The 19,498-nt window shown below is 47.0% G+C and carries 16 protein-coding genes; 10 read left to right on the plus strand and 6 right to left on the minus strand.

Features of this window, described 5'->3' with window-relative positions:
* The first annotated feature begins 99 nt into the window (after window positions 1–99).
* Window positions 100–2,727, plus strand: coding sequence for a TonB-dependent receptor plug domain-containing protein (locus ACJJI5_RS06050; RefSeq protein WP_445355799.1), 2,628 nt, complete (start codon window positions 100–102; stop codon window positions 2,725–2,727).
* Between the two features lie 126 nt (window positions 2,728–2,853).
* Here ACJJI5_RS06050 and ACJJI5_RS06055 read toward each other — a convergent pair whose 3' ends face one another.
* From ACJJI5_RS06055 to can, 4 genes are all read right to left on the minus strand, one after another.
* Window positions 2,854–3,585, minus strand: a complete 732-nt coding sequence (locus ACJJI5_RS06055; protein ID WP_413663131.1) for a glycerophosphodiester phosphodiesterase — start codon at window positions 3,583–3,585, stop codon at window positions 2,854–2,856.
* 159 nt (window positions 3,586–3,744) lie between these two features.
* Entirely contained in the window at window positions 3,745–4,257 is a 513-nt protein-coding gene (locus ACJJI5_RS06060; RefSeq protein ID WP_413663130.1) for a flavin reductase family protein, read from the minus strand.
* A gap of 103 nt (window positions 4,258–4,360) precedes the next feature.
* Window positions 4,361–5,977 carry an FAD-dependent oxidoreductase gene (locus ACJJI5_RS06065; RefSeq protein ID WP_445355800.1) on the minus strand — a complete coding sequence of 539 codons (1,617 nt, stop codon included), beginning with the start codon at window positions 5,975–5,977 and terminating at the stop codon, window positions 4,361–4,363.
* Between the two features lie 93 nt (window positions 5,978–6,070).
* The gene (gene can / locus ACJJI5_RS06070; RefSeq protein WP_444898283.1) at window positions 6,071–6,727 is read right to left on the minus strand and encodes a carbonate dehydratase; all 657 of its coding nucleotides are present in this window, start codon (window positions 6,725–6,727) and stop codon (window positions 6,071–6,073) included.
* 137 nt (window positions 6,728–6,864) lie between these two features.
* On the opposite strand from can, the gene ACJJI5_RS06075 reads away from it, so the two are divergent.
* Complete coding sequence (locus tag ACJJI5_RS06075; protein ID WP_444896263.1) at window positions 6,865–7,068, plus strand: hypothetical protein; 204 nt, start codon at window positions 6,865–6,867, stop codon at window positions 7,066–7,068.
* Window positions 7,069–7,193: 125 nt separating this feature from the next.
* The gene (locus ACJJI5_RS06080; RefSeq protein WP_445355801.1) at window positions 7,194–7,703 is read left to right on the plus strand and encodes a GNAT family N-acetyltransferase; all 510 of its coding nucleotides are present in this window, start codon (window positions 7,194–7,196) and stop codon (window positions 7,701–7,703) included.
* Between the two features lie 84 nt (window positions 7,704–7,787).
* On the opposite strand, the gene ACJJI5_RS06085 is transcribed toward ACJJI5_RS06080, so the two are convergent.
* The gene (locus ACJJI5_RS06085; RefSeq protein ID WP_445355802.1) at window positions 7,788–8,984 is read right to left on the minus strand and encodes an MFS transporter; all 1,197 of its coding nucleotides are present in this window, start codon (window positions 8,982–8,984) and stop codon (window positions 7,788–7,790) included.
* A 167-nt stretch (window positions 8,985–9,151) separates the two neighbouring features.
* Here ACJJI5_RS06085 and ACJJI5_RS06090 point away from each other — a divergent pair, with 167 nt between their 5' ends.
* Genes ACJJI5_RS06090 through ACJJI5_RS06105 form a run of 4 tightly spaced genes read left to right on the plus strand, consistent with a single transcriptional unit; the run spans window position 9,152 to window position 15,198 of the window.
* Window positions 9,152–11,068, plus strand: a complete 1,917-nt coding sequence (locus ACJJI5_RS06090) for an IucA/IucC family protein (protein ID WP_445355803.1) — start codon at window positions 9,152–9,154, stop codon at window positions 11,066–11,068.
* A gap of 10 nt (window positions 11,069–11,078) precedes the next feature.
* Complete coding sequence (locus ACJJI5_RS06095; RefSeq protein WP_445355804.1) at window positions 11,079–12,062, plus strand: GNAT family N-acetyltransferase; 984 nt, start codon at window positions 11,079–11,081, stop codon at window positions 12,060–12,062.
* The gene (locus ACJJI5_RS06100) at window positions 12,059–13,879 is read left to right on the plus strand and encodes an IucA/IucC family protein (RefSeq protein WP_445355805.1); all 1,821 of its coding nucleotides are present in this window, start codon (window positions 12,059–12,061) and stop codon (window positions 13,877–13,879) included. The genes ACJJI5_RS06095 and ACJJI5_RS06100 overlap by 4 nt, the downstream gene beginning before the upstream one ends.
* A gap of 2 nt (window positions 13,880–13,881) precedes the next feature.
* Window positions 13,882–15,198 (plus strand): lysine N(6)-hydroxylase/L-ornithine N(5)-oxygenase family protein, encoded by a 1,317-nt coding sequence (locus tag ACJJI5_RS06105; RefSeq protein ID WP_444896269.1) that lies wholly within the window; start codon window positions 13,882–13,884, stop codon window positions 15,196–15,198.
* An 83-nt stretch (window positions 15,199–15,281) separates the two neighbouring features.
* Here the strand turns inward: ACJJI5_RS06105 and ACJJI5_RS06110 are convergent, their stop codons facing one another.
* Window positions 15,282–16,133 carry a hypothetical protein gene (locus tag ACJJI5_RS06110; RefSeq protein ID WP_445355806.1) on the minus strand — a complete coding sequence of 284 codons (852 nt, stop codon included), beginning with the start codon at window positions 16,131–16,133 and terminating at the stop codon, window positions 15,282–15,284.
* Between the two features lie 650 nt (window positions 16,134–16,783).
* On the opposite strand from ACJJI5_RS06110, the gene ACJJI5_RS06115 reads away from it, so the two are divergent.
* From ACJJI5_RS06115 to ACJJI5_RS06125, 3 genes are all read left to right on the plus strand, one after another.
* Window positions 16,784–17,506: a hypothetical protein gene (locus ACJJI5_RS06115; protein WP_444896271.1), complete on the plus strand. Its 723-nt coding sequence runs from the start codon at window positions 16,784–16,786 to the stop codon at window positions 17,504–17,506.
* A 236-nt stretch (window positions 17,507–17,742) separates the two neighbouring features.
* Entirely contained in the window at window positions 17,743–18,855 is a 1,113-nt protein-coding gene (locus ACJJI5_RS06120; protein ID WP_445355807.1) for a phospholipase A, read from the plus strand.
* An 80-nt stretch (window positions 18,856–18,935) separates the two neighbouring features.
* Window positions 18,936–19,340 (plus strand): NUDIX hydrolase, encoded by a 405-nt coding sequence (locus tag ACJJI5_RS06125; protein ID WP_445355808.1) that lies wholly within the window; start codon window positions 18,936–18,938, stop codon window positions 19,338–19,340.
* The last annotated feature ends 158 nt before the right edge of the window (window positions 19,341–19,498 follow it).

Genomic DNA, 19,498 nt, shown 5'->3' on the forward strand with positions numbered 1-19,498 from the left:
TTTAACCCCTGCACGGATCTAATTTGATGTGCATTGCTTTGATGAATTATCCGGTGATGTTCTGTTTGATGTTAATAATGAGAAGAGAGGGTGGTGAATATGAAGCGTTACTTGTTGAGACCTTTGTCATTGGCGGTGGCAGTTACGATTTTTAACTCTGGTGGGTATGCGATTGCTGAGGAAAAGGAAGAGGGTGCCTCTAATACTGCTGATCGGGCAATGGAGGAAGTGATAACCACAGGTACACGCAAAGAGGGTGTATCTCCCACCGAGACTCTTTCTCCGGTAGATGTGGTTGGCGGAGAGGATATTGCGGATCAAGCGAGCTTTGATCTTACTGAGTCCCTGGCAAAAATTGCCCCTTCATTTAATACGCAGAGATTTCCAATTGCTGATGGTACCGCTTTTATCCGCCCGGTAACTTTACGTAATTTATCCCCAGATCAAACTTTGGTACTGGTCAATGGAACTCGCCGCCATCGCTCTGCACTGGTTAATTTGCAGCTTGCCCCCCTGGGTACAGTTAACCAGGGTGCCCAAGCCGTCGACTTTTCGGCGCTACCCTCTATGGCTATAGAGCGAGTTGAGGTTTTACGTGATGGCGCTTCAGCACAATATGGCTCCGATGCGATTGCCGGTGTCGTTAACATTATCCTGAAGGATGATGCAGAGGGATTTAGCTTATCAGCTCAGACAGGGGAGTATTTTGAAGGGGATGGAACCCGGATGAGTATTGCCGCAAATACGGGATTTGCGCTGGGTAATGCAGGATTTATTAATGGCACCATTGAATTTTCCCGCGCAGATAAAACCTGGCGCAGCGAAGCGCGGCCAGATGCGCAACAGGTAGGATCAGTTGTGGGAAATAATTTAGTACCACTGGATGGCTTGGGTCAGAGATGGGGTGATCCCGATGTTGAGTCCCTGAAGTTTTTTATTAACAGCGGCCTGGAGATCTCTGATTCGGTAGAGCTCTATGGAAATTTCGGTTATTCACAAAATGAAACAATTTCTGACTTTTTCTATCGTGGACCGGTGCTCGACCCAGAACACCAGTTTACTGCGAGAGGTACCCTGCAAGTAGACAGCCCTAATGATCCCCTTGATCCGAATAGTATCGACTACATGCCCGACCCAGCTCCCCAGTCTTTAGTGGATTCTATTTTGGCGCAAGGCCTAAACCCCTCGGATTACCTGGTAGCAGATACTTCCAGCGACAGTGGGTACGTGTTGCGAAACCCAATTTATACTCAGTTCCCCGGCGGCTACAACCCTGAATTTGGTGCAGATATTTATGATATCGCTGCTGTATTCGGGGCGCGTGGAGAGCTTGCCAATGGCCTCTCCTGGGATCTACGCGGACGTTTGGCTGAAAATGAAGTGGACTATGTCCTGAAAAATTCAATCAATCCAAGTTTGGGTATTTTGTCTCCTACTTCCTTCAAGCCGGGAACCCTCACGCAGGAAGAGTCCAGCCTCAATGCGGATTTTGTCTACCCCATTGATGTCATGGCTTTTGCTTCGCCATTGAACCTTGCATTCGGCGCTGAGTGGCGTGAAGAGACTTACTCAATTGGTAGGGGGGATGCAGCGTCCACTGCGGTAGGCCCAACTGCTGCGTACTTTGGTGTGGGTTCAGATGGTTTTCAGGGTTTCCCGATTGAAGCGCTGGGCAGTTTCAGTAGCGAGAGTATTGCAGCTTATATTGACCTTGAAGCCGATGTGACTGAGGCTCTGACTTTGGGAGCGGCTTTACGGTTAGAGGAATATGATGAGTTTGGCTCGACATCGGATTGGAAATTGTCAGCACGGTATGATGTGAATGAACAACTGGCATTTCGAGCGACGGTAAATACTGGTTTCAGGGCGCCAACACCCGGACAGGTGAATACCTTAAATGTTACTACTACGACAGACTCCAGTGGCAACCTGATACCCAATGGAACCTATCCTGTGGCTCATCCGGTGGCATCAGCGCTCGGAGCCGTTGAGCTGGAACCGGAGGAATCCACCAGTTTCACCTTGGGTGCGGTTTTTGCCCCACTGGACAATACCAGTGTGACAATAGATTACTACAACATCGACATCGAGGATCGCCTGGCTCTGCGCAACAATGCCATCGGAGATGACGAAGTGATTCTGTTGCAAAATGCCGGTATAGAAAATGCAGCACTACTCAACGGCAGCAATGCAAACTATTTCGTCAATGCTTATGACTCGGAAGTGTCTGGTATAGATCTGGCAGTTACCAGTGATTTCGAGATTTTTGAAAGTTTATTGGTGGTGGATTTACGCCACAATCACAATCGCCAGGAAGTTACCAGTGTTACGCCAAATACCATCAATGCCTCACGGGTATTTGACCTGGAAAACCAAGTTCCCAGTGATCGAACGACTTTAACTTTTGATCTCGATACGGGTGATTTATTTGCAGGGTACCTGCGTTTTAATCGCTATGGCAGTTGGGAATCAACAGGCGGGTTGTTTGGTGCTGGGGATGCCAGTGATACCTATAGTTATGGCAGTGAAATTCTCGTTGATATCGAAGCGACGTTTACGCTGTATGAAAATTATAAATTGTCATTGGGGGGCGAGAATATCTTTGACGTAATGCCTGATGATGAGCAGGAGCCCACGTTGCGATATCTCGGAGTACGTCATGCCCTCACATCACCATTTGGCTTTAATGGTGGCTATTGGTATTTACGTGCTAGCGCAGAGTTTTAAGCAGTATAAATAGGGGAGACTATTTAGCCTAGAGTCTTTTCTTGCATTAACTCACAGCAGTAGCCCGGTAATTGTCCCGGGTTACTGTCTGTTCTCTTAGTTGGTGAAGGGGATCTTCTCCAACGTCTAAGTGCCAGTTTTTGTGAATTCAACACGGGCATTAAAATCGGATACGATTTGAGGTTCATCAGTGAAAACCCCATCGATACCTTGAGCTGCCAACAGTATCAAATCGTTGGGGTCGTTGACGGTAAATACGTAGTTCTTAAGCCCGCGCTGTTTTGCATCGGCTATTAAATCTGCATTTATAAAATCTACGTTCGTATGTAATGAATAGGCCTTTAATGGAGCAGAGCAGGCTGCAAGATCGAGGGGAACACCGGAAACCAGCACTCCCCGCCGAACCTCAGGAGCTAATTGCAGGCACTGGTACAACTGGCGGTGATCGAAAGAGGAAACGATGTATTGCTCATAGCTCGCACCAGTATCCTGCGTAAAGGTGTGGATTTCATCCGCGAAAAGGGCTGCACAGTTAGGCCCTTTCAGCTCGATATTGAGTTGGGCACTATTTCCCACAAGTTCCAGGACTTCCCGTAATGTAGGGACCTTATTCCCGCAAGGGAGAGGTCTCTCTTTCAGGGCATCGGGATGCATTTCAGTGATGAGTTCGGAGCCCGCGATTAGGCGTCCGAGTCGCCGGTCATGCTTGACCAGAAGCTGCCCACCAATATTCCACACATCAATTTCGATACCCCCGACGTTGAGTTCCAACGCATGCCCGATTGCTTGGAGAGTGTTTTCACTGGCTCGCTGTTGATAGCCCCGGTGGGCGAAACAGAAGAGCGTAGTTGAAGTCATGGCTTATCAGTCCATTTTCATGGTTTGCTTCAGACTGCCCTTGAATTATTACGAGGTCACTAATGCAACACCAAAGTTTCTGCCAAATACTGGTTAATTGGCATTAAAAAATTATTTTTATAGCCTTTGGGTAGTGATTAGGCTCCAAAAAGTGAGCTGCTACTCTCCAGCCAATGCACGATAACAGCCTTGATGAAAGACCAGGGGTTCACCACCAAAAGCGGCAAATTCCAGCACCTCTCCAAGCAATATTGTGTGATCTCCACCATCAATGCACTGCGCGCGGCGGCAATGGAAATAGGCTGCACACTCCTCTAGGCGAGGTATACCATTGGGGCCTTCATACCAGTTGACCTGTCCAAACTTGTCTGCTCCTCGACCAGCAAATAGGTTTGAGACATGTTGTTGGTCTGCTCGCAGGATATGCACGGCAAAGTGCTCCCGGGTGGTAAATGCTTTATAGCCCATGGACTGCTTATCGATACTCCATAGAACCAGGGCGGGGTCGAGGGAAACGGAATTAAAGCTGTTAGCCGTCATGCCGGCAGGTTGGCCATTGGTATCCTGAGTGGTAATGACGGTTACACCGGTAGCAAAGTGGCCGAGGGTGTCCCGCAGTAGCCGGCTTTGCTCGGGTGACGGGGAAATCGTACGGCTTTTCTCTGTCGTCATACTAGGGCTACTTGTACCAAAACTTTGAAGGGCCGCCATTTTAAGGCAAAAGTTAACGGTTTGCGCGCTTTACCTCGAATAGCTATTAAAATAAGTATGATTATCAGTCATTTTTTGACTGGTCGTTCATAATTGGCTGGCACTCTTGGCTGAGCCTTTCCCGGAGGGCGATCGCACTACCGGTAAGGGCAAAACCGAGTAGATTGCCCTTTTCGTCGCGAAATTCGGCGCAAACCCCTGAATCTTCTATGTTGATTTGCCAAGTCCCCTTGGTATCAGGGCTTGGCGGGCAAACGGTAGTTGGGTGCAGGGTTGTCTTTACGGCCACAGGAATAACGCCAAAGCAAACGGGAGTCAGATTTCCTGACAAAGTTTGTGCCAGACTCTTCGCACAGCTGATTAGGGGGGCGACAAAGAGTAGCCGATGGCCGTCTATTTCTGCGCAATCCCCCAGGGCGTAGATATCGGGATCGCTTGTTTGCAGATATCGATCTACAGCAATACCTCTTTGCACGGCTATACCGGCCATGGAGGCTAAGCCGGTGTTAGCCTCAAGTCCGAGTGCGGCGAGAACAACATCCGCTTCTATTTGCTCTCCACTACTCAGCTGGGCCCGGAAACCGGTGCTCAATTTCTCGATACGGTTTAATGATGAGCCCCCATGGAAGCGAACGCCATAGTCTTCCAGGGCCGTCTGCAGATCGCGCCCGGCGACTTCCGGCAGCAGTGTCGCCAGTGGCCATTGCTCCATGTCAACCAGATCCACTGCGAAGCCGGTCTGTATCAAATCGTTGGCAAATTCACAGCCAATCAAACCAGCGCCCAGGAGTAGTATGCGCTTGCGCCCCACCACGGCAGTGCGAAAACGGTGGTAGTCTCTGAGATTATTTATGCGAAAGATATGTGATTGGGCATCCCCCTCATAGTGGGGAAGTTTGCGGCACTTGGCCCCGGTTGCCAGAACTAGCTTTCCATAGGGAATCTTGGATACATGCTCTGCACCATCCTGCTGAATCGTCAGAGTTTTGTTTTGGCGATCTATATGTATTACCCGCGTGTGAACCAGAATTTGTGCATTGAGTTCGCTAGCCATATCTTCGGCACTGGAAGTGCTGAGTTGCTGTGCAGTCTTGCCGTGAGAGAAAGAGGCTGACAGCAAAGGCTTGGAGTAAAAAGCTCCATCATCGGCAGTGATTAACAGGAGAGGAGACTGGGGGGTAAGCTTGCGAAACTCTCGCGCCAGATTATACCCGGCCAGCCCTGTGCCAATAATAACTAAAGGTGCTGAGGTTGTAGTGGTTGTGTTTTGGTTGGCTGAAGGGGACGGGGCGATGGGGGCTTGGCCTACAAGAACCATATCAAATTCTTGTTTACTAACGCCGCATTGAGGGCAATTCCATTCGTCGGGAATATCCTCCCACCGAGTACCAGGAGCAATGCCATCTTGTGGACATCCCTCGGCCTCATTGTATGTCCAGCCACATACCATGCACTCCCAGATTCGGAAGCCATCATTGCTAGCTAAGCTGGCTTGAGTAGTATCGGCGCCAATCTCCAGCATGGAGAAATCTTGTTTGGCTGCACCACACTCCGGGCAGTACCAGTCTTCAGGTATATCTTCCCAGCGAGTACCGGGAAGAATTCCATCCTCGGGCCAACCTTTGGACTCATCGTATATCCAGCCGCAGTTCTGGCACTGCCACTTTTTGTATGCCGACATGTTTTTTCACCAAACAGAGCTGAGCTCGGTAGCTAAAACTACCGGGTTAACCCCATTTATAGTGGTAAAAACGAAGGCAGTCGGGCAATAGTATTATTCGGTGCTGCGCTGAGAGATTTTACTAAGGGCACCTTGATAAATATCAGCAATTTCCCCCGGGTGCTTAATTGAAATACCCAAATCATGTACCAGGCCATCTTTTAGGCCGTAAACCCAACCGTTGACGGTGAGTTCTTGACCCGCACGCCAGGCATCGCGAACGATCGTTGTCTGACACACGTGTATCACCTGTTCCAGGACATTTAATTCACACAACAGATCTGTACGCTGCTGTTGTTGAAAAATATCGATCAAAGTGTGATGTTTATCCCTAACGTCTTGGATATGTCGCAACCAGTTATCAATTAAGCCCAGCTGATCATTGTTGAGGGCTGCCTGCACGCCGCCACAACCGTAATGACCACAGACAATAATATGTTTTACTTTCAGGATCTCCACAGCATATTGGAGTACTGATAGGCAATTCAGGTCTGAGTGAACGACTACATTGGCAACATTTCTGTGAACAAAAAGCTCGCCGGGTAATAGGCCGACGATCTCATTGGCGGGAACGCGGCTATCTGCGCAGCCAATCCACAGGTATTCAGGGCTTTGCTGTTCAGATAATTGAAGGAAAAAGTCCGGCTCTTCTTGACGGGTAGCCTCGGACCAATGTTGGTTATTTTGTAATAAGTGGTTAAGCGGGTGCAATGCGATTGTATCCTGAAGTGACCATTTGGACATGTAGACAGCAGAATAGCGGCTTTGCTCGTGTGCGCCAAGTAAACTTGGTCTAGTCTTAAATGTGACTAACGGCTCAAACTTGGTCTAATAAGGATTTCAGGATCATGGGAAGAAAAAAAAGCTCAGTCCCCGGCAGGCGGCAAAGAGTCACTCGACACTCTAAGACGGCAGGTCGACATCGCCTCAGGGTGCGCCAGTTATTGGCGAGACGAACCCGGTTACGCAGTTACTTACAGTACTTTGTGAGTGATGACAAAGTTGATTTTAAAGAGACTTTAGAAACAGCGAATGCAGAGCTTACCGATTGAGTTTACTATTTTTCCCTGGGATCGCTACAGGTCATTATTTTGGTATGCTCTCCAACAGCTCTTACTTATCAGGCGCCTGTGAAGGCATTTTTTCGCTGTAATTGCGGAGGTAGGAAAAAATATTTATGGTTTTATCAGATTGTGAAGCTGGTACCGCATTAAAGATTGATTTGGCGAATTACGACGACTCGCAACATACAAGTGATATCTTGGCTTTGATGGATGAATATGCTCGGGATCCATTTGGCGGTGGTGAGCCTCTAAGTGATCACTGCCGCTCTAGTTTATTGCCGGCATTAAGAGATTTTCCGGGGGCTTTTAGTGTTCTTGCTTATCGAGGGGAGCGTGCGGTAGGGCTCATTAATTGCTTTACTGGCTTTTCTACTTTTTTATGTAAGCCGCTGGTTAATATCCACGATGTTATTGTCAGTGAAACTGCTCGAAGTCTGGGGGTGTGCACTGCCATGCTCGACTTTCTGGCGAAAGAGGCAAAAAAGAGGGGCTGTTGCAAACTTACCCTGGAAGTTCTGCAAAAAAATTATACTGCTCAGGCGGCTTATCTTAAGACCGGCTTTAAGCCATACACATTGGATGAAGAACAGGGGCAAGCTGAGTTTTGGCAGCGCTACCTTTAACTTTGTAGGGTGAGCACTCGGATCCCCCACTCAGACAGCAATTACCCGTTTAGTCAGGTAATTGCTGAGCTATCTTCCCAGGAGTTAGGTTGCGCTCACTTTAGGCGCTTTTTTCCAAGAAATGGCCAGGCTGATTAATGTGAGAACTGCAATTAGGCTAACACTAAGTAGCATCCCTGCCAGAGGTTGCGAAGGGCTTTTTTCGTAGAGCCATCCGCCCATTGCAAAGCCAATTGTGTAACCTCCGGTATGCATCAGTGACAAAAGGCCAAACAAGCGGCCGTTGCGCTGTTGCCCTTGACTTAATAGGGCACTGTAGCCAGGGACTAAGAAGGCGATACCAATAACAAATAGAATCAAGCCTAGCACCGCAAGGGAGCTGCCTAGAGCGAGTGATAGTGATGTAGTGCCCAGGCATATACACAGAACCCCAATTACAAAGCTGATTAGTGGGCGCGCTATTTTTCTAACTAACAGCATCTGGACAAAGAATCCGGAAATGGCGACAGCAGCAAGAAGAATGGCGGTTGTCGATGATGCCCCCAATGCACTTAATCCGTATAAGTCTTGTAGTACAGGCCCCATAACAACTTGTAGCTGCCCGATGCTTACTGTGCCCAGCAGTGCTATCGCGAAAAGCCCAATATTTGTAGTGGGAAAGTGAGTTTTTTCGACTTTCTTTTCAGCTATTGTGCAGCCCGGAACTCGAGGTAAAAAAAGCGTTAAGGTTAGGGCGGAAAAGGGCAGGAGGACCAGCCAAAGTAAGGGCCAAAGACTACCCACTAGAAGGGTCGGTAAGGCAAGTAAGGGGCCTAATCCTCGCCCTAAATTTGCAGCAGCGCTGATCCCTGAGAGAATTGACAGTTGTTGGTTTTTCTCTCCCAGCTCTAGGGCCCAAGCTTGGCAGCAAGGAAAAATTGCGGCGGCGTTTAATCCATAAAGGATTCTGCTGGCAACCAGGGCCACAAGCGCTGTATCAGTTTCCAAGTACCCTTGAGCCAGGGCGACGAGCAGGGCAACGAACAGGATCTGGGATAGTAGTGCCCCACTGAGCCCAGCTAGCAGAATTGGCTTCCGTCCAATTTTATCGCCTAGCTCTCCCCAGATTGGGCCCGCAATCATCAGGCAAAAAGTACTGACTGCAACTAGTGCGCCGAGAGTGGCTAAATCCAGCCCGCAATACTCGATGATTAATGGAATCTGGGTCAGCAATATGACCTGGGCCGCACCCTGGCTCGCAACAATCCAGTTTATTTTTTGGAAGTGAAGGGATTTCCGCATTCGGGCTCCAGAGGGATAAAACTAGGGACAATTGTCAAATTTGTCCTAAACAATGGTTCTCAGCCGAATAATTTCCCTATTAAAAAGCTTGATGTGTACCAAATTTCACGACATGATAATAAAAATACAAATCATTCGCATTACAATTCTGTAAAAGAACCTTACTCATGAATAATCCAGATCTCGACGGGACTTTGCCGGGCGTCTCCGCAGGAGCTTCTGATGCTCAAGGATTGAGCCTGACCACCTCTGAACAGTTGGTCAATATGACTGTAGAAGATCAAAAGGTCAAATGTGCCGGCGAAAGGTTGTCGGCTAATTGCTTTTTTAATGCGCTATTGCGTGAGACCGAATGTGGTCAATGGTACGAGCAGAGCGGTGTGTCACTCCCCCAAGGCATAAGGGTTCCCGCAGTTTGTGTGCCATTACCGAGCACTGGCGCTGAGCTTTGGCTCAATCTAATCTACCGAAGCGAGTGTGGCAGGCATCAATTTGAGCTGCCAATGGTTTGGCGGCAGACCTCCGGGAAAAGCCAAGAAGTATCAATGGCTGAGTGTGCCCGTTTGATCGCCGACGAGTCAGCTTTTTTCCCCGGCGCTGGAGAAGAATCACGACAGGTATTTGTGGAGCGTGTGCAATCTAGCGTTCGCAATATGACCCAAGCCCTACAGGCGCGCAACAAAGATATGGAGCGTTTGTTTGGTGATGTGTTGTCTTTTGGTGAGTCAGAACAAGCTCTACTCTGTGGTCACTCTATTCACCCTACCCCAAAGAGTAGGGAACCCTTTACCGATCAAGATGCTGAGTGCTTTGCGCCGGAATTTGGCAACAGCTTTTCTCTGATGTGGTTAGGGGTAGATCCCAAGTTTTTATCTGGTGCTAGCGGAGCGCGAGTCTCAGAAGGTCAGCTAGCGGGTTTGGTGCGAGTAACTGATGGTGCTCCCCTGCCGCCGGAGGGCTTTGTAGCTGTGCCCGCTCACCCTTGGCAGTGGCGTCAATTACAGAGTGACCAAAGAATTGCCAAATTACTTTCAACTGGCAGTGTTGTTGAGCTGGGTGTTGGCTCGGGCGCTTGGCGGGCGACGTCATCTTTGCGTGCAGTGTACAGCGCTGAGAGCCCCTATATGTTGAAGTTTTCTCTCAGCTTGCGCCTGACTAACTCGGTGCGCACCCTGCAGCCGAAGGAGATGGTGAGGGGACTGGAGGTCTTGAAAGTACGAGACACGCCAATTGGGCAAGACTTTGCACGCCGTTACCCAAATTTCCAGGTTTTAGCTGAACCCGCCTACTTGATGTTAGCGGATGAGTCAGGAAACCCGGTGATCGAGAGTTTGGTGATGTTCCGTGAGAACCCATTCATCGGTGAGGCAGCAGAAAACACCTGTTTGTTGGCAACTTTAACTCAAGACCATCCAGACGCTGATTTCTGTCGCGCAGCTCAACTTATCTCTCAGTTGGCAATGGAACAAAACCTATCTTCTGCCATTGCTGCAAAACGATGGTTTAATGCTTTTCTCGATGCGGTGATAGAGCCACTGTTAATTGCTCAAGCTGATTTTGGAATTTTATTTGGGGCTCATCAACAAAACTTAATTTTGCGTTTTGATGGTTCCATGCCTATCGCTGGTTATTTCCGCGACTGTCAAGGTAGCGGTTATAGTCATCTCGGTGAAGAGCTATTGAAGCCCTATTTACCAAATCTTGCTCAAAATAGTGAAAATGTTATTAATGAGGAAATGGCTAATCGTCTATTCGCCTATTACCTTATTGTGAATAGTTGTTTTGGACTAATTTCCGCCATCGCTGCTGCCGGACTTGTAAGCGAAAGTGCTTTGTTAAGTGAACTTCGTGAACGCTTGCAGCTTCTTTATGACGGTCAGCGACGAGATCGTAGCTGTTTAGAATATTTACTCCAATCTGCTCAGATCTGGTCAAAGGGTAACTTTCAATGTGCAGTTATTGGTATGAACGAAACAACGAGTGAAGACCCTTTATCAATTTACCACTCAATGGATAACCCACTGAAGATAGCTGACAAGCTTTTTACCGCAGAGCCTGGTAGCTCGGCCCTTGTAGAGCAATAAGGATCGAATGATGAATAACGCAGAGATTGTTTCTGAAAAACAAGGCATCAAAAAAGGTGCATTACCTGATGGACGGCTGTGGACACTTGATAGTGAGGGTTACCAGTGTCAGTTGGAGTTAGATAATTTTTTTAAAGTGCGGCACAGAATAACTAGTGATTTTGCACAGGTACATATTTCTAGTCATGAGGCTGAATCAACCGGGTTAAATAATTGGTTGGATTGGGTATTTGGCACTCACGGAGATATTAAGCTTGTTGAAATAATTAGTTTAGGTGGAAAAAAGATAAATGAAATACTCAAATCTGATTTCTATCAGCGTAAGGACCTTTGGTATCGAGGCAATAATGGTGGGAATTTTCCCCTAAGATGGGTGGAAAATGAGCAAGGCGTAAAGCATCCACTTCGAGCAAAACCTGTGGAGGGGGAAGTATATCGTCGTCACTTTTATTCCCTGGAAATGGACCTTAGTCTTCGTCACTTGGATCCAGATAGCGATCTTGAGCTTTTTACAAGCTGGATGAACATGGGGCGTGTAGCGAAGTTTTGGGAAGAGGAAGGGGGAATGGATAAACAACGGAAATTTATCCAAGATGTTATTCAAGACCCTCATAAATACCCACTAATCGCCTGCTTCGATGATGTGCCCTTTGCTTACTTTGAGGTTTACTGGGCACTTGAGGATCGTATAGCCCCTTACTACAACTGCCAACCCTTTGATCGTGGAGCCCATATGCTGGTGGGCAACAGTCGTTTTTTGGGTAGACGCTATGCTCAAGCTTGGTTTAATGCAGTATCTCATTTTATGTTTCTAGATGACTGTCGAACTCAGACTTTGGTTGGAGAGCCAAGAGCTGATAACGGGCCACTATTAAAGTACATTGATGGAACTTTTGGTTGGAAAAAAATAAAAGAATTTGATTTTCCGCATAAACGAGCTGCGTTGGTTACCTGCGACAGAGATGAATTCTTTGAGAGTATGGGGGAGATATGAGCCAAAGTTATTATTGGGAGCAGGCTAATCGGAAAATACTTGCCAAGTCTTTATCTGAACTCTGCTATGAGCAAGCTTTGAGCGCCCGTCAAGAGCTAGATAAATCTTACGTTGTTAAGCTCAAGTCTGGGGTGAGTTATGAATTTACTGCGCGTTTGACTATCTGGGATTGGCTTCAAATTGATGAGGATACAATTCAAAGAAATCAAGGTGATGAAGAATTAGTTGCTGACGATGCAGCTCAGTTCTTTATTGATGCTGCTGAAGATCTGAAAATAACTGCCAGCACACTGGGTAATTTATTGCATGAATTGGCGAATACCATCGCTAGCGATGTGGCCATACTTGAAAAACGTGAAGATCAAGCAGCGGAAACTATGGCCAAGTTTACCGATGAGCAATTACAGTGCTATTTAGATGGGCATCCTAAAGCGATTGTCAATAAGGGGCGTATTGGCTGGGGCGCGCAAGAGTTCAAGGCCTATGGCACTGAATCGGGTGAATATGTGCGCTTCTTATGGTTGGCAGTTCGGCGTGATCTGACTGTCAATGGACATAGTGAGGATTGGAATTGGCAGCAGTTACTTGAGGAAAGCCTCTCCACTAATCAAATGCAGTCATTGGAAGCTATCTGCCGGGATAAAAAGATAAACTGGCGGGAGTTTATTCCTCTGCCAGTTCATCCATGGCAGTGGCAGCACCATATTCGTCAGCATTATGCGCAGCTACTAAGTCGCGGGGATATCATTTTATTGGGTGAGTTCGGTGATGAGTACTTGCCACAAGTCTCGTTGCGTACTTTCTCAAATCGGTCTCGCCCACAAGCCTTGCATATTAAATTACCTTTAACAGTGTTAAATACTTCGTGCTACCGTGGAATTCCCGGAAAATACATGCAATGTGGGCCGTCTTTATCACAGTGGATGCAGGAGCTCTGTGATAGAGATGAAAATTTATCGGCTCGCGGTACGGGTATTCTTCAGGAAGTTGCTGGATTACATGTTCCTCATCTCCATCACGAACAGGTAAAAGGGACACCTTACCGATACCGAGAGATGCTAGGGGCGACTTGGCGCCAAAGTCCTGCAAGTCATTGTTCAGAGGGTGAGCGCCACCTTTTAATGGCTGCGCTATTGCAGAAAGATTCCAGTGGGAAATCCATTGCAGCCGCATTAATTGATAGCTCGGGGCTTTCGATTGAAAAGTGGTTGGAATATCTTTTTGATTCAACAGTTGTGCCCTTGTACCACCTGCTTAGCCGCTACGGAATTGGTTTAGTTGCACATTCTCAAAACTTAACTTTGGTACTAAAGGAAGACCGAGTAACTCGTGTTCTGTTAAAGGATTTTCAGGGTGATTTACGTCTCGCGAAAGGAGATTTTCCTGAGCGGAGTGATATTCCATCCTCGGCTTTGGCTGTGTTGGATCAGTTGCCTCCAAATTACATTATTCATGATCTTTTTACTGGACATTTTGTGACGGTCTTGCGTTATCTTTCATCCCAGTTGATGTTGGAGCTTAATTTTTCTGAGACTAAATTTTACAGTGTATTGTCTCAAGTTTTACGTTCTTATCAGAAAAAAGTTATGAAAGAAAACGCGAAAATGGCTGAGCGTTTTCAGTGTTTTGATGTTTTTCGAGCCCATATAGAGAGAGTTTGTATTAACCGGGTGCGGTTATCTCAAGGTTATGATGATAGTGCTGAAAGGCCGGTGCCTATAGTTGGAGGTGATCTGGAGAACCCCCTTTGGTTATCAGAACAGAAGCCAACTAAAGGCGAATCAAAAAATCATACAATTTCCCCCGTCGAGGTATAATGATGAGTAATATATTAGATCTAGCTGGTATTGGCGCCGGTCCGTTTAACCTAGCTGTTGCCTCCCTGATGTGGGATAAGTCTCTAACCCACCGTTTTTTTGAAGCAAAAGCGGAATTTTCATGGCATCCGGGATTGATGTTGCCCGGAGCCATGATGCAAACCTCTTATTTAAAAGACCTGGTAACACCGGTCGATCCAACTAATCCATATAGTTTCCTGGCATATCTTGTCGAGAAAAAGCGTTTCTACGATTTTTTACATGCCGAGCAACGCACGGTTACCCGCAGAGAATTTGCTGATTATTTGGCGTGGGCTGCAAAGCGTTTAAGTTCAGTAGAAATGGGGAGCCGAGTGCAAAGTGTCTTAGATAAGGGAAGCTATTTTGAATTGGATGTCCACGGTTCTCAAGGTCAAGAAATAGTCAAAGCGAAAAATATCTGTGTTGCAGGTGGTAAGAAACCCAATATCCCAGAGTTTTGTCGTTCTCAACTATCTGAATCCTGTTTCCACGCCTTGGAAATTGCTTTGCGCAATCCTGATGTCCATGGTAAACGGGTTGCTGTAATAGGAGGTGGCCAGACTGGAGCTGAGGTGGTTATCAACCTACTTAATAAAGAGTGGGGAAAACCGGAACAAATCACCTGGGTTTCCCGTCGGAGTAATTATCTCCCCTTGGATGAAACCCCATTTACTAATGACTGGTTTACACCTGAATATGTAGATGTGTTCCGTCAGCTATCCCAGCACCGTAGGGAAGAAGTCGTGGCGGAGCAGAAGCTAGCCTCGGATGGGATTTCACCGGATACTTTAAAAGAGCTGTACCAGCTTTTTTATCGATTGGTACACCTTGATGGTGACACGAATCGTGTGGTGCTAATGCCCAATCGTGAAATGGTGGATATGTCTAGTTGTGGCAGTTATCGAATTCAACTGCAAAATCATCTAGTTGGTGGAGCAAATGGGCAAGAGTGGTTAGACGCGGATATTGTCATTCTGTGCACAGGGCTATGTGAAGCACTGCCTCCTTGTATTGCGCCCCTACAGGATCGTATAGCCAGAGATGGGGAGGGACGTATACTTCTGGATGACGCTTTTGCAACCCAATTAAATGGTGATGAAAGTGATCGTCGGCTCTATTTTTTGGGGACTGGACGCTTTAGCCATGGTATTGCAGAGCCACAGCTAAGCCTCTCTGCCTGGAGGGCTGCACAGGTTGTTAATGATTTGCACAGTGATCTGGTATACAACAACCAGCAGTCAAGCAACTATATGAATTGGATTACTCCCAAGAAGGTTCAAGAGGCTGCTGTAGCCTAGTTCTTTAGCTAATCAGTGGTTGAGTACTTTAATTCAACCACTGATTGTTTAATTCCCCATATCCAAGTCGTAAAAAGCCTTGCTTACTTGGTAACACTTATAAAGATTCCCATATGGTCAGTTACCGCTGCTGACATGCTCGCATCGTTCACTGCAACTGGGGTACTCTGTGAGAGATAACCTACTTGATTAACACGAATTGTACTTGTGTTGTAAATCGCCACATCATACTTCTTACTCGCGGTGCTGTTTGTGCCCGAAAAACTGCGTTCATAAGAATCTGAAGGCTGTATGCTAGCGCTACTATGTGCGTCAGAAAAGGTCGACCCAGTGGCCCTGCTAAGAACATCTTCGGTGAAGCTATCAGTCCCTTGATTGGTATCGCCCATCACAAGATCAATGGTGCCATAACCTCCGTGTATCACCTGGTTGTTGATAAAGCGATAGAAGGAGATTGCATCACTTTGTTTTTTGGCAATACTATTGGGAACGTGTACAAAAACGACATTGATATTGCCTGATCTCACTGCAGTCCAACCCATGCCTGAACCGAGGATTGTGTGCTGGGTGGTATTGGCCGCATGAATACTAAAACTGTTACAGGCTTTTCCTGTTGTGTTTGAGCCGACCAGATTTCCTGCATGCTGTTGCATAGAACTCCATTCACTATTGCTACCATCCATTTCTCCGTACACCAATAAATCACAGGTTTGACCCAGCGAGCGATACAGATGTTGATGTGTCTGGCGGGCCTTCCCTTCTATCATGTTCAAAAACTGGGCATCGCTATGCTGATTTTTACCCATAAACCCTTGTGGCGCCTGTGCCACTAGTTGGGCCGGGCCATGGATTGGAATTTGTGGCCTTAATCCATCTGCAGTTGGCATAACCAGGTGCCAGCGGTCCTGGTTAGATGCCTGATGATTATGCGTCATACGGGTGAAATATTGGCTATTGGACGCACCAATTCCGCAATTGGTGCTAGCGTTCGAATTTATTGATTGGTAAGCGAAAGTTGGCATAGAGGATCATCATCCTTGATTCGGGTATTGAATGTCATTTCTTTTAAAACTAAATTCCATGAGTTTTACAGCGGGTAAGCCGCGATCTTATGTAGAACTCAATGTGAATAGCGCTGCTTTGAAATGATCTCACTAAAGACAGTGAGTTTAAATTTTGATGAATAAGAATAAAAGAGGAATATGTAAGCACTTTTACAGACATCGAATTACCCGATAGTTAAATATAGGCCACATTCTCAGGGTTAACTAGGGTATTTTTGTTGTTGTGATTTTACTTTGTAGGGTGTTGAAATTGTTCTGGGCATGCAGGTTAGCGAGGGATATACATTATTAGTGTTCTGGCCTAGAAAATTTCCCGTTGCCCCAATTAGATAGCTCATATTAAAAGTACAGGGGCAATTTTATCGTATCGAGCTATTTATAAGTTCTGAGGTCAAATATTGCGATTTTAAAATTTAAATTAAAGGAGGCGCGAAAAACGAGGTCAGACTCCTTCCGTGTGCAATACTTTTTGGGTACTGGACCACCGGTCTAGTGCGCGGTGAGCAAGGAGGGAACCTGCGATGCGATTGAATTCAACTTTGGCTCAGGGGCGCTATCACTATAGTTGTGATGGCAGGGAAATGCCTGTGCAAGATAGTTGGCAGTTAGGGAATGATGAGCAGGGGCGACGCTCGCTTGTCAGTCGGCGCTTAGTCGGGGACCAGGGGTTTGGGATCGAAGTATTTGCTCTTTTGGAAGGGGGGCTAGTGAGTGAGTGTGTTGTGCATTGGCGAGATGAAGTTGATGAGGTGAGCGCCCACTACAAGTTAATTCCAGAGGAGGGAAAAAGTCCTGCGATAGGTGATGACATTCAAGCCAGCTGGACAGGTCCCAATGGCCCTCAGCAACTCAATATAGAAGGGGACGAGCGGCTTTTGTTTCCACTGATGCGGGTTTTTATGGGGCCTGTCTTGTCGAGGTTGGTACAACATGAAAATGGCCTGGAAGTTGTGTCCCCTGATATCGTCGATCCATCTCAGCGAGGTAAGTTGCTCTCTCCTAGGGTGAGCCATCGCACGGCAAGATCAATGGCGGGGGATGTTTCGAGCCAGAAGGCTCAGGAACTGGGTTCCGATATTATTGCTTACATTTACCAGGGCGATGAAGCTGAAAGAGATGCCCATTGCTATGTTGATAGTCGGAGCCTGTTAGTGGGGTACGATTGGCCATCTAGTACTGGCCGCCTGTGGCAGGTTCGGCTGAGGGACTTGGAGTGGTCGTCGAGCTTAAAAGGACTACTTTAGTCCAGCTTGAGGAAACTTTATAACCACTATTGGTCACACAAATAGGCTTAAATGGAGATTCCTGTTTCTATTCCTGTCACTATTTAGTTTTCTGTTCTATCTAAGCTGAAATTAGAGCTTCGCTAGCCTGATTGGCTATCTTGTCACGATAATCGCAAAATTATGTAGTGGGACTTGTAATCCTCTCCAGTGTAAGCTTGCATCACGATTGCAATAAATGACTGGGGGAAAGCGTTTTGTCCTACTATCGAAGAAGGGTTTTTGCCGGGCTCACATTACTTTCTTCTGTTGGGTTAGTTGCACAGTTGCCAACAGCTTTAGCTGAAGAGGCGCCAGAATCAACTTTTTCTATGGATGCGGGAGAAAACCTGCAGACCCACCATAAGCGCTGCTTGAACGAGCAAATACTTGTTTCGGATGCCGATGTCACGATAAGGGAAATTCGACGTATCTGCGCTGAAAGAGTTAGAGCTGAACTGACCCTTGAAGAAGATCCGGTGATAGCAGACTTTATTGTCGACGAGTATGAGGAAGACCTTCCGACAGATGAAGTATTGTTAGGGGGCAGAGCTCAGGCTATCAGGGATGCCGCCAATAACCCCTTTACTTTAGCTTCCCATAAAACTAACTACGTGCTGCCAATGGTCTACAACCCAGCCCCTGAAGAGGGAGGGGTGGCAGATATTGAAGGACCAGATAAAGCTGAGGATTTGGATAACGTCGAAGTACAGTTCCAGCTCTCTGTGCAAGTGCCTATTTGGCGGGGTTTTTTGGGGCAGGCTTCTGTACTGAGTGTCGCCTATACAAATCGTAGCTTTTGGCAGGCATACAACTCTGATAACTCCTCTCCCTTTCGTGAAACAAATCACGAGCCGGAATTGATTCTGAGTTGGCTCAATGATTGGAGCCTATTTGGCTGGAATAATGTAGCTAATCAGGTGGCGATTAACCACCAGTCAAATGGGCGCAGTGAACCCTATTCCCGCAGCTGGAATAGAATTTACGCCAATTTTGTTTTTGAGCGGGATAATTATTCAATCAGCCTAAAGCCCTGGTACAGGGTCCCTGAAGATAAGGATGATGATGATAATCCGGATATTGAGCACTACCTGGGGCATTTTGAACTAGGTGGGCGATACCGCGATGGAGATCACACGGTTTCACTGATGTTACGTAACAATTTGCGCTCAGATAATCGTGGCGCAGTGGAGCTGACCTGGGGCTTCCCTCTCGGGAAACGCGTCGATGGATATATCCGCTATTTCAATGGTTACGGCGAGAGCCTCCTTGATTATGATGAATCAGTGCAAACTTTAGGATTTGGATTTGTATTAGCCCAGGGGTTTTAACCTTAACGACGAGGGCGTACTCGCAATGAATAGGCTCTCGTTTTTCACTTCTTAACCTGACTTGTTATCAGGGTTTGTTCATGGCCTTTGATGATAGTTACCGATTGAGTGCCCATGCGGTAATCACGAATACTGGCGGAGAAGTACTGCAGCTGAAAGCGACTTATGCTGAGCGTAGCTGGGGCTTGCCTGGCGGAGCATTAGACCCGGGTGAAACTGCCCATGAGGCATTGGTGCGGGAGTGCCATGAGGAGCTTGGACGAGAAGTGCGAATAGAGTATCTCAGTGGCATCTACTACCACAACGCTTTCAATTCACATGTTTTTATTTTTCGAGCCCATTTTATTAAAGAGGGTGACTACATTCTCTCTGATGAACATTCCCAATGGGCTTACTTTCCGCTTCACCAATTATCCCTGGTACAACGTCACAGGGTCGAGGATTGCCTCACGTTTAATGGTATTGTGCGTAGCGCAAAGTTCTAACTTTATTATCTTCCTTGGCAATAGATCTGGTATGCCTGGGTACATTTGGCGAAAATCGCCAAATGCAATGTAGTCGCAGAATTCCCCTCCCTCCTACATTAGTATTTGCCCCCTGGTGTTTATTGCCCTGGAATTCCAGAGCCACCGCAACTCGCGGG

The organism is Microbulbifer maximicatervae (SeqCode) (genome assembly GCF_052467955.1).

What these genes read in the sequence shown, in the direction of transcription:
- ACJJI5_RS06090 (WP_445355803.1), top strand. Translation starts at nt 9,152, where the DNA reads ATGAATAATCCAGATCTCGACGGGACTTTGCCGGGCGTCTCCGCAGGA.
- ACJJI5_RS06050 (WP_445355799.1), top strand. Translation starts at nt 100, where the DNA reads ATGAAGCGTTACTTGTTGAGACCTTTGTCATTGGCGGTGGCAGTTACG.
- ACJJI5_RS06060 (WP_413663130.1), bottom strand. Translation starts at nt 4,257, where the DNA reads ATGACGACAGAGAAAAGCCGTACGATTTCCCCGTCACCCGAGCAAAGC.
- ACJJI5_RS06065 (WP_445355800.1), bottom strand. Translation starts at nt 5,977, where the DNA reads ATGTCGGCATACAAAAAGTGGCAGTGCCAGAACTGCGGCTGGATATAC.
- ACJJI5_RS06055 (WP_413663131.1), bottom strand. Translation starts at nt 3,585, where the DNA reads ATGACTTCAACTACGCTCTTCTGTTTCGCCCACCGGGGCTATCAACAG.
- ACJJI5_RS06100 (WP_445355805.1), top strand. Translation starts at nt 12,059, where the DNA reads ATGAGCCAAAGTTATTATTGGGAGCAGGCTAATCGGAAAATACTTGCC.
- ACJJI5_RS06080 (WP_445355801.1), top strand. Translation starts at nt 7,194, where the DNA reads ATGGTTTTATCAGATTGTGAAGCTGGTACCGCATTAAAGATTGATTTG.
- ACJJI5_RS06105 (WP_444896269.1), top strand. Translation starts at nt 13,882, where the DNA reads ATGAGTAATATATTAGATCTAGCTGGTATTGGCGCCGGTCCGTTTAAC.
- ACJJI5_RS06075 (WP_444896263.1), top strand. Translation starts at nt 6,865, where the DNA reads ATGGGAAGAAAAAAAAGCTCAGTCCCCGGCAGGCGGCAAAGAGTCACT.
- ACJJI5_RS06085 (WP_445355802.1), bottom strand. Translation starts at nt 8,984, where the DNA reads ATGCGGAAATCCCTTCACTTCCAAAAAATAAACTGGATTGTTGCGAGC.
- ACJJI5_RS06125 (WP_445355808.1), top strand. Translation starts at nt 18,936, where the DNA reads ATGGCCTTTGATGATAGTTACCGATTGAGTGCCCATGCGGTAATCACG.
- ACJJI5_RS06095 (WP_445355804.1), top strand. Translation starts at nt 11,079, where the DNA reads ATGAATAACGCAGAGATTGTTTCTGAAAAACAAGGCATCAAAAAAGGT.
- ACJJI5_RS06115 (WP_444896271.1), top strand. Translation starts at nt 16,784, where the DNA reads ATGCGATTGAATTCAACTTTGGCTCAGGGGCGCTATCACTATAGTTGT.
- ACJJI5_RS06110 (WP_445355806.1), bottom strand. Translation starts at nt 16,133, where the DNA reads ATGACGCATAATCATCAGGCATCTAACCAGGACCGCTGGCACCTGGTT.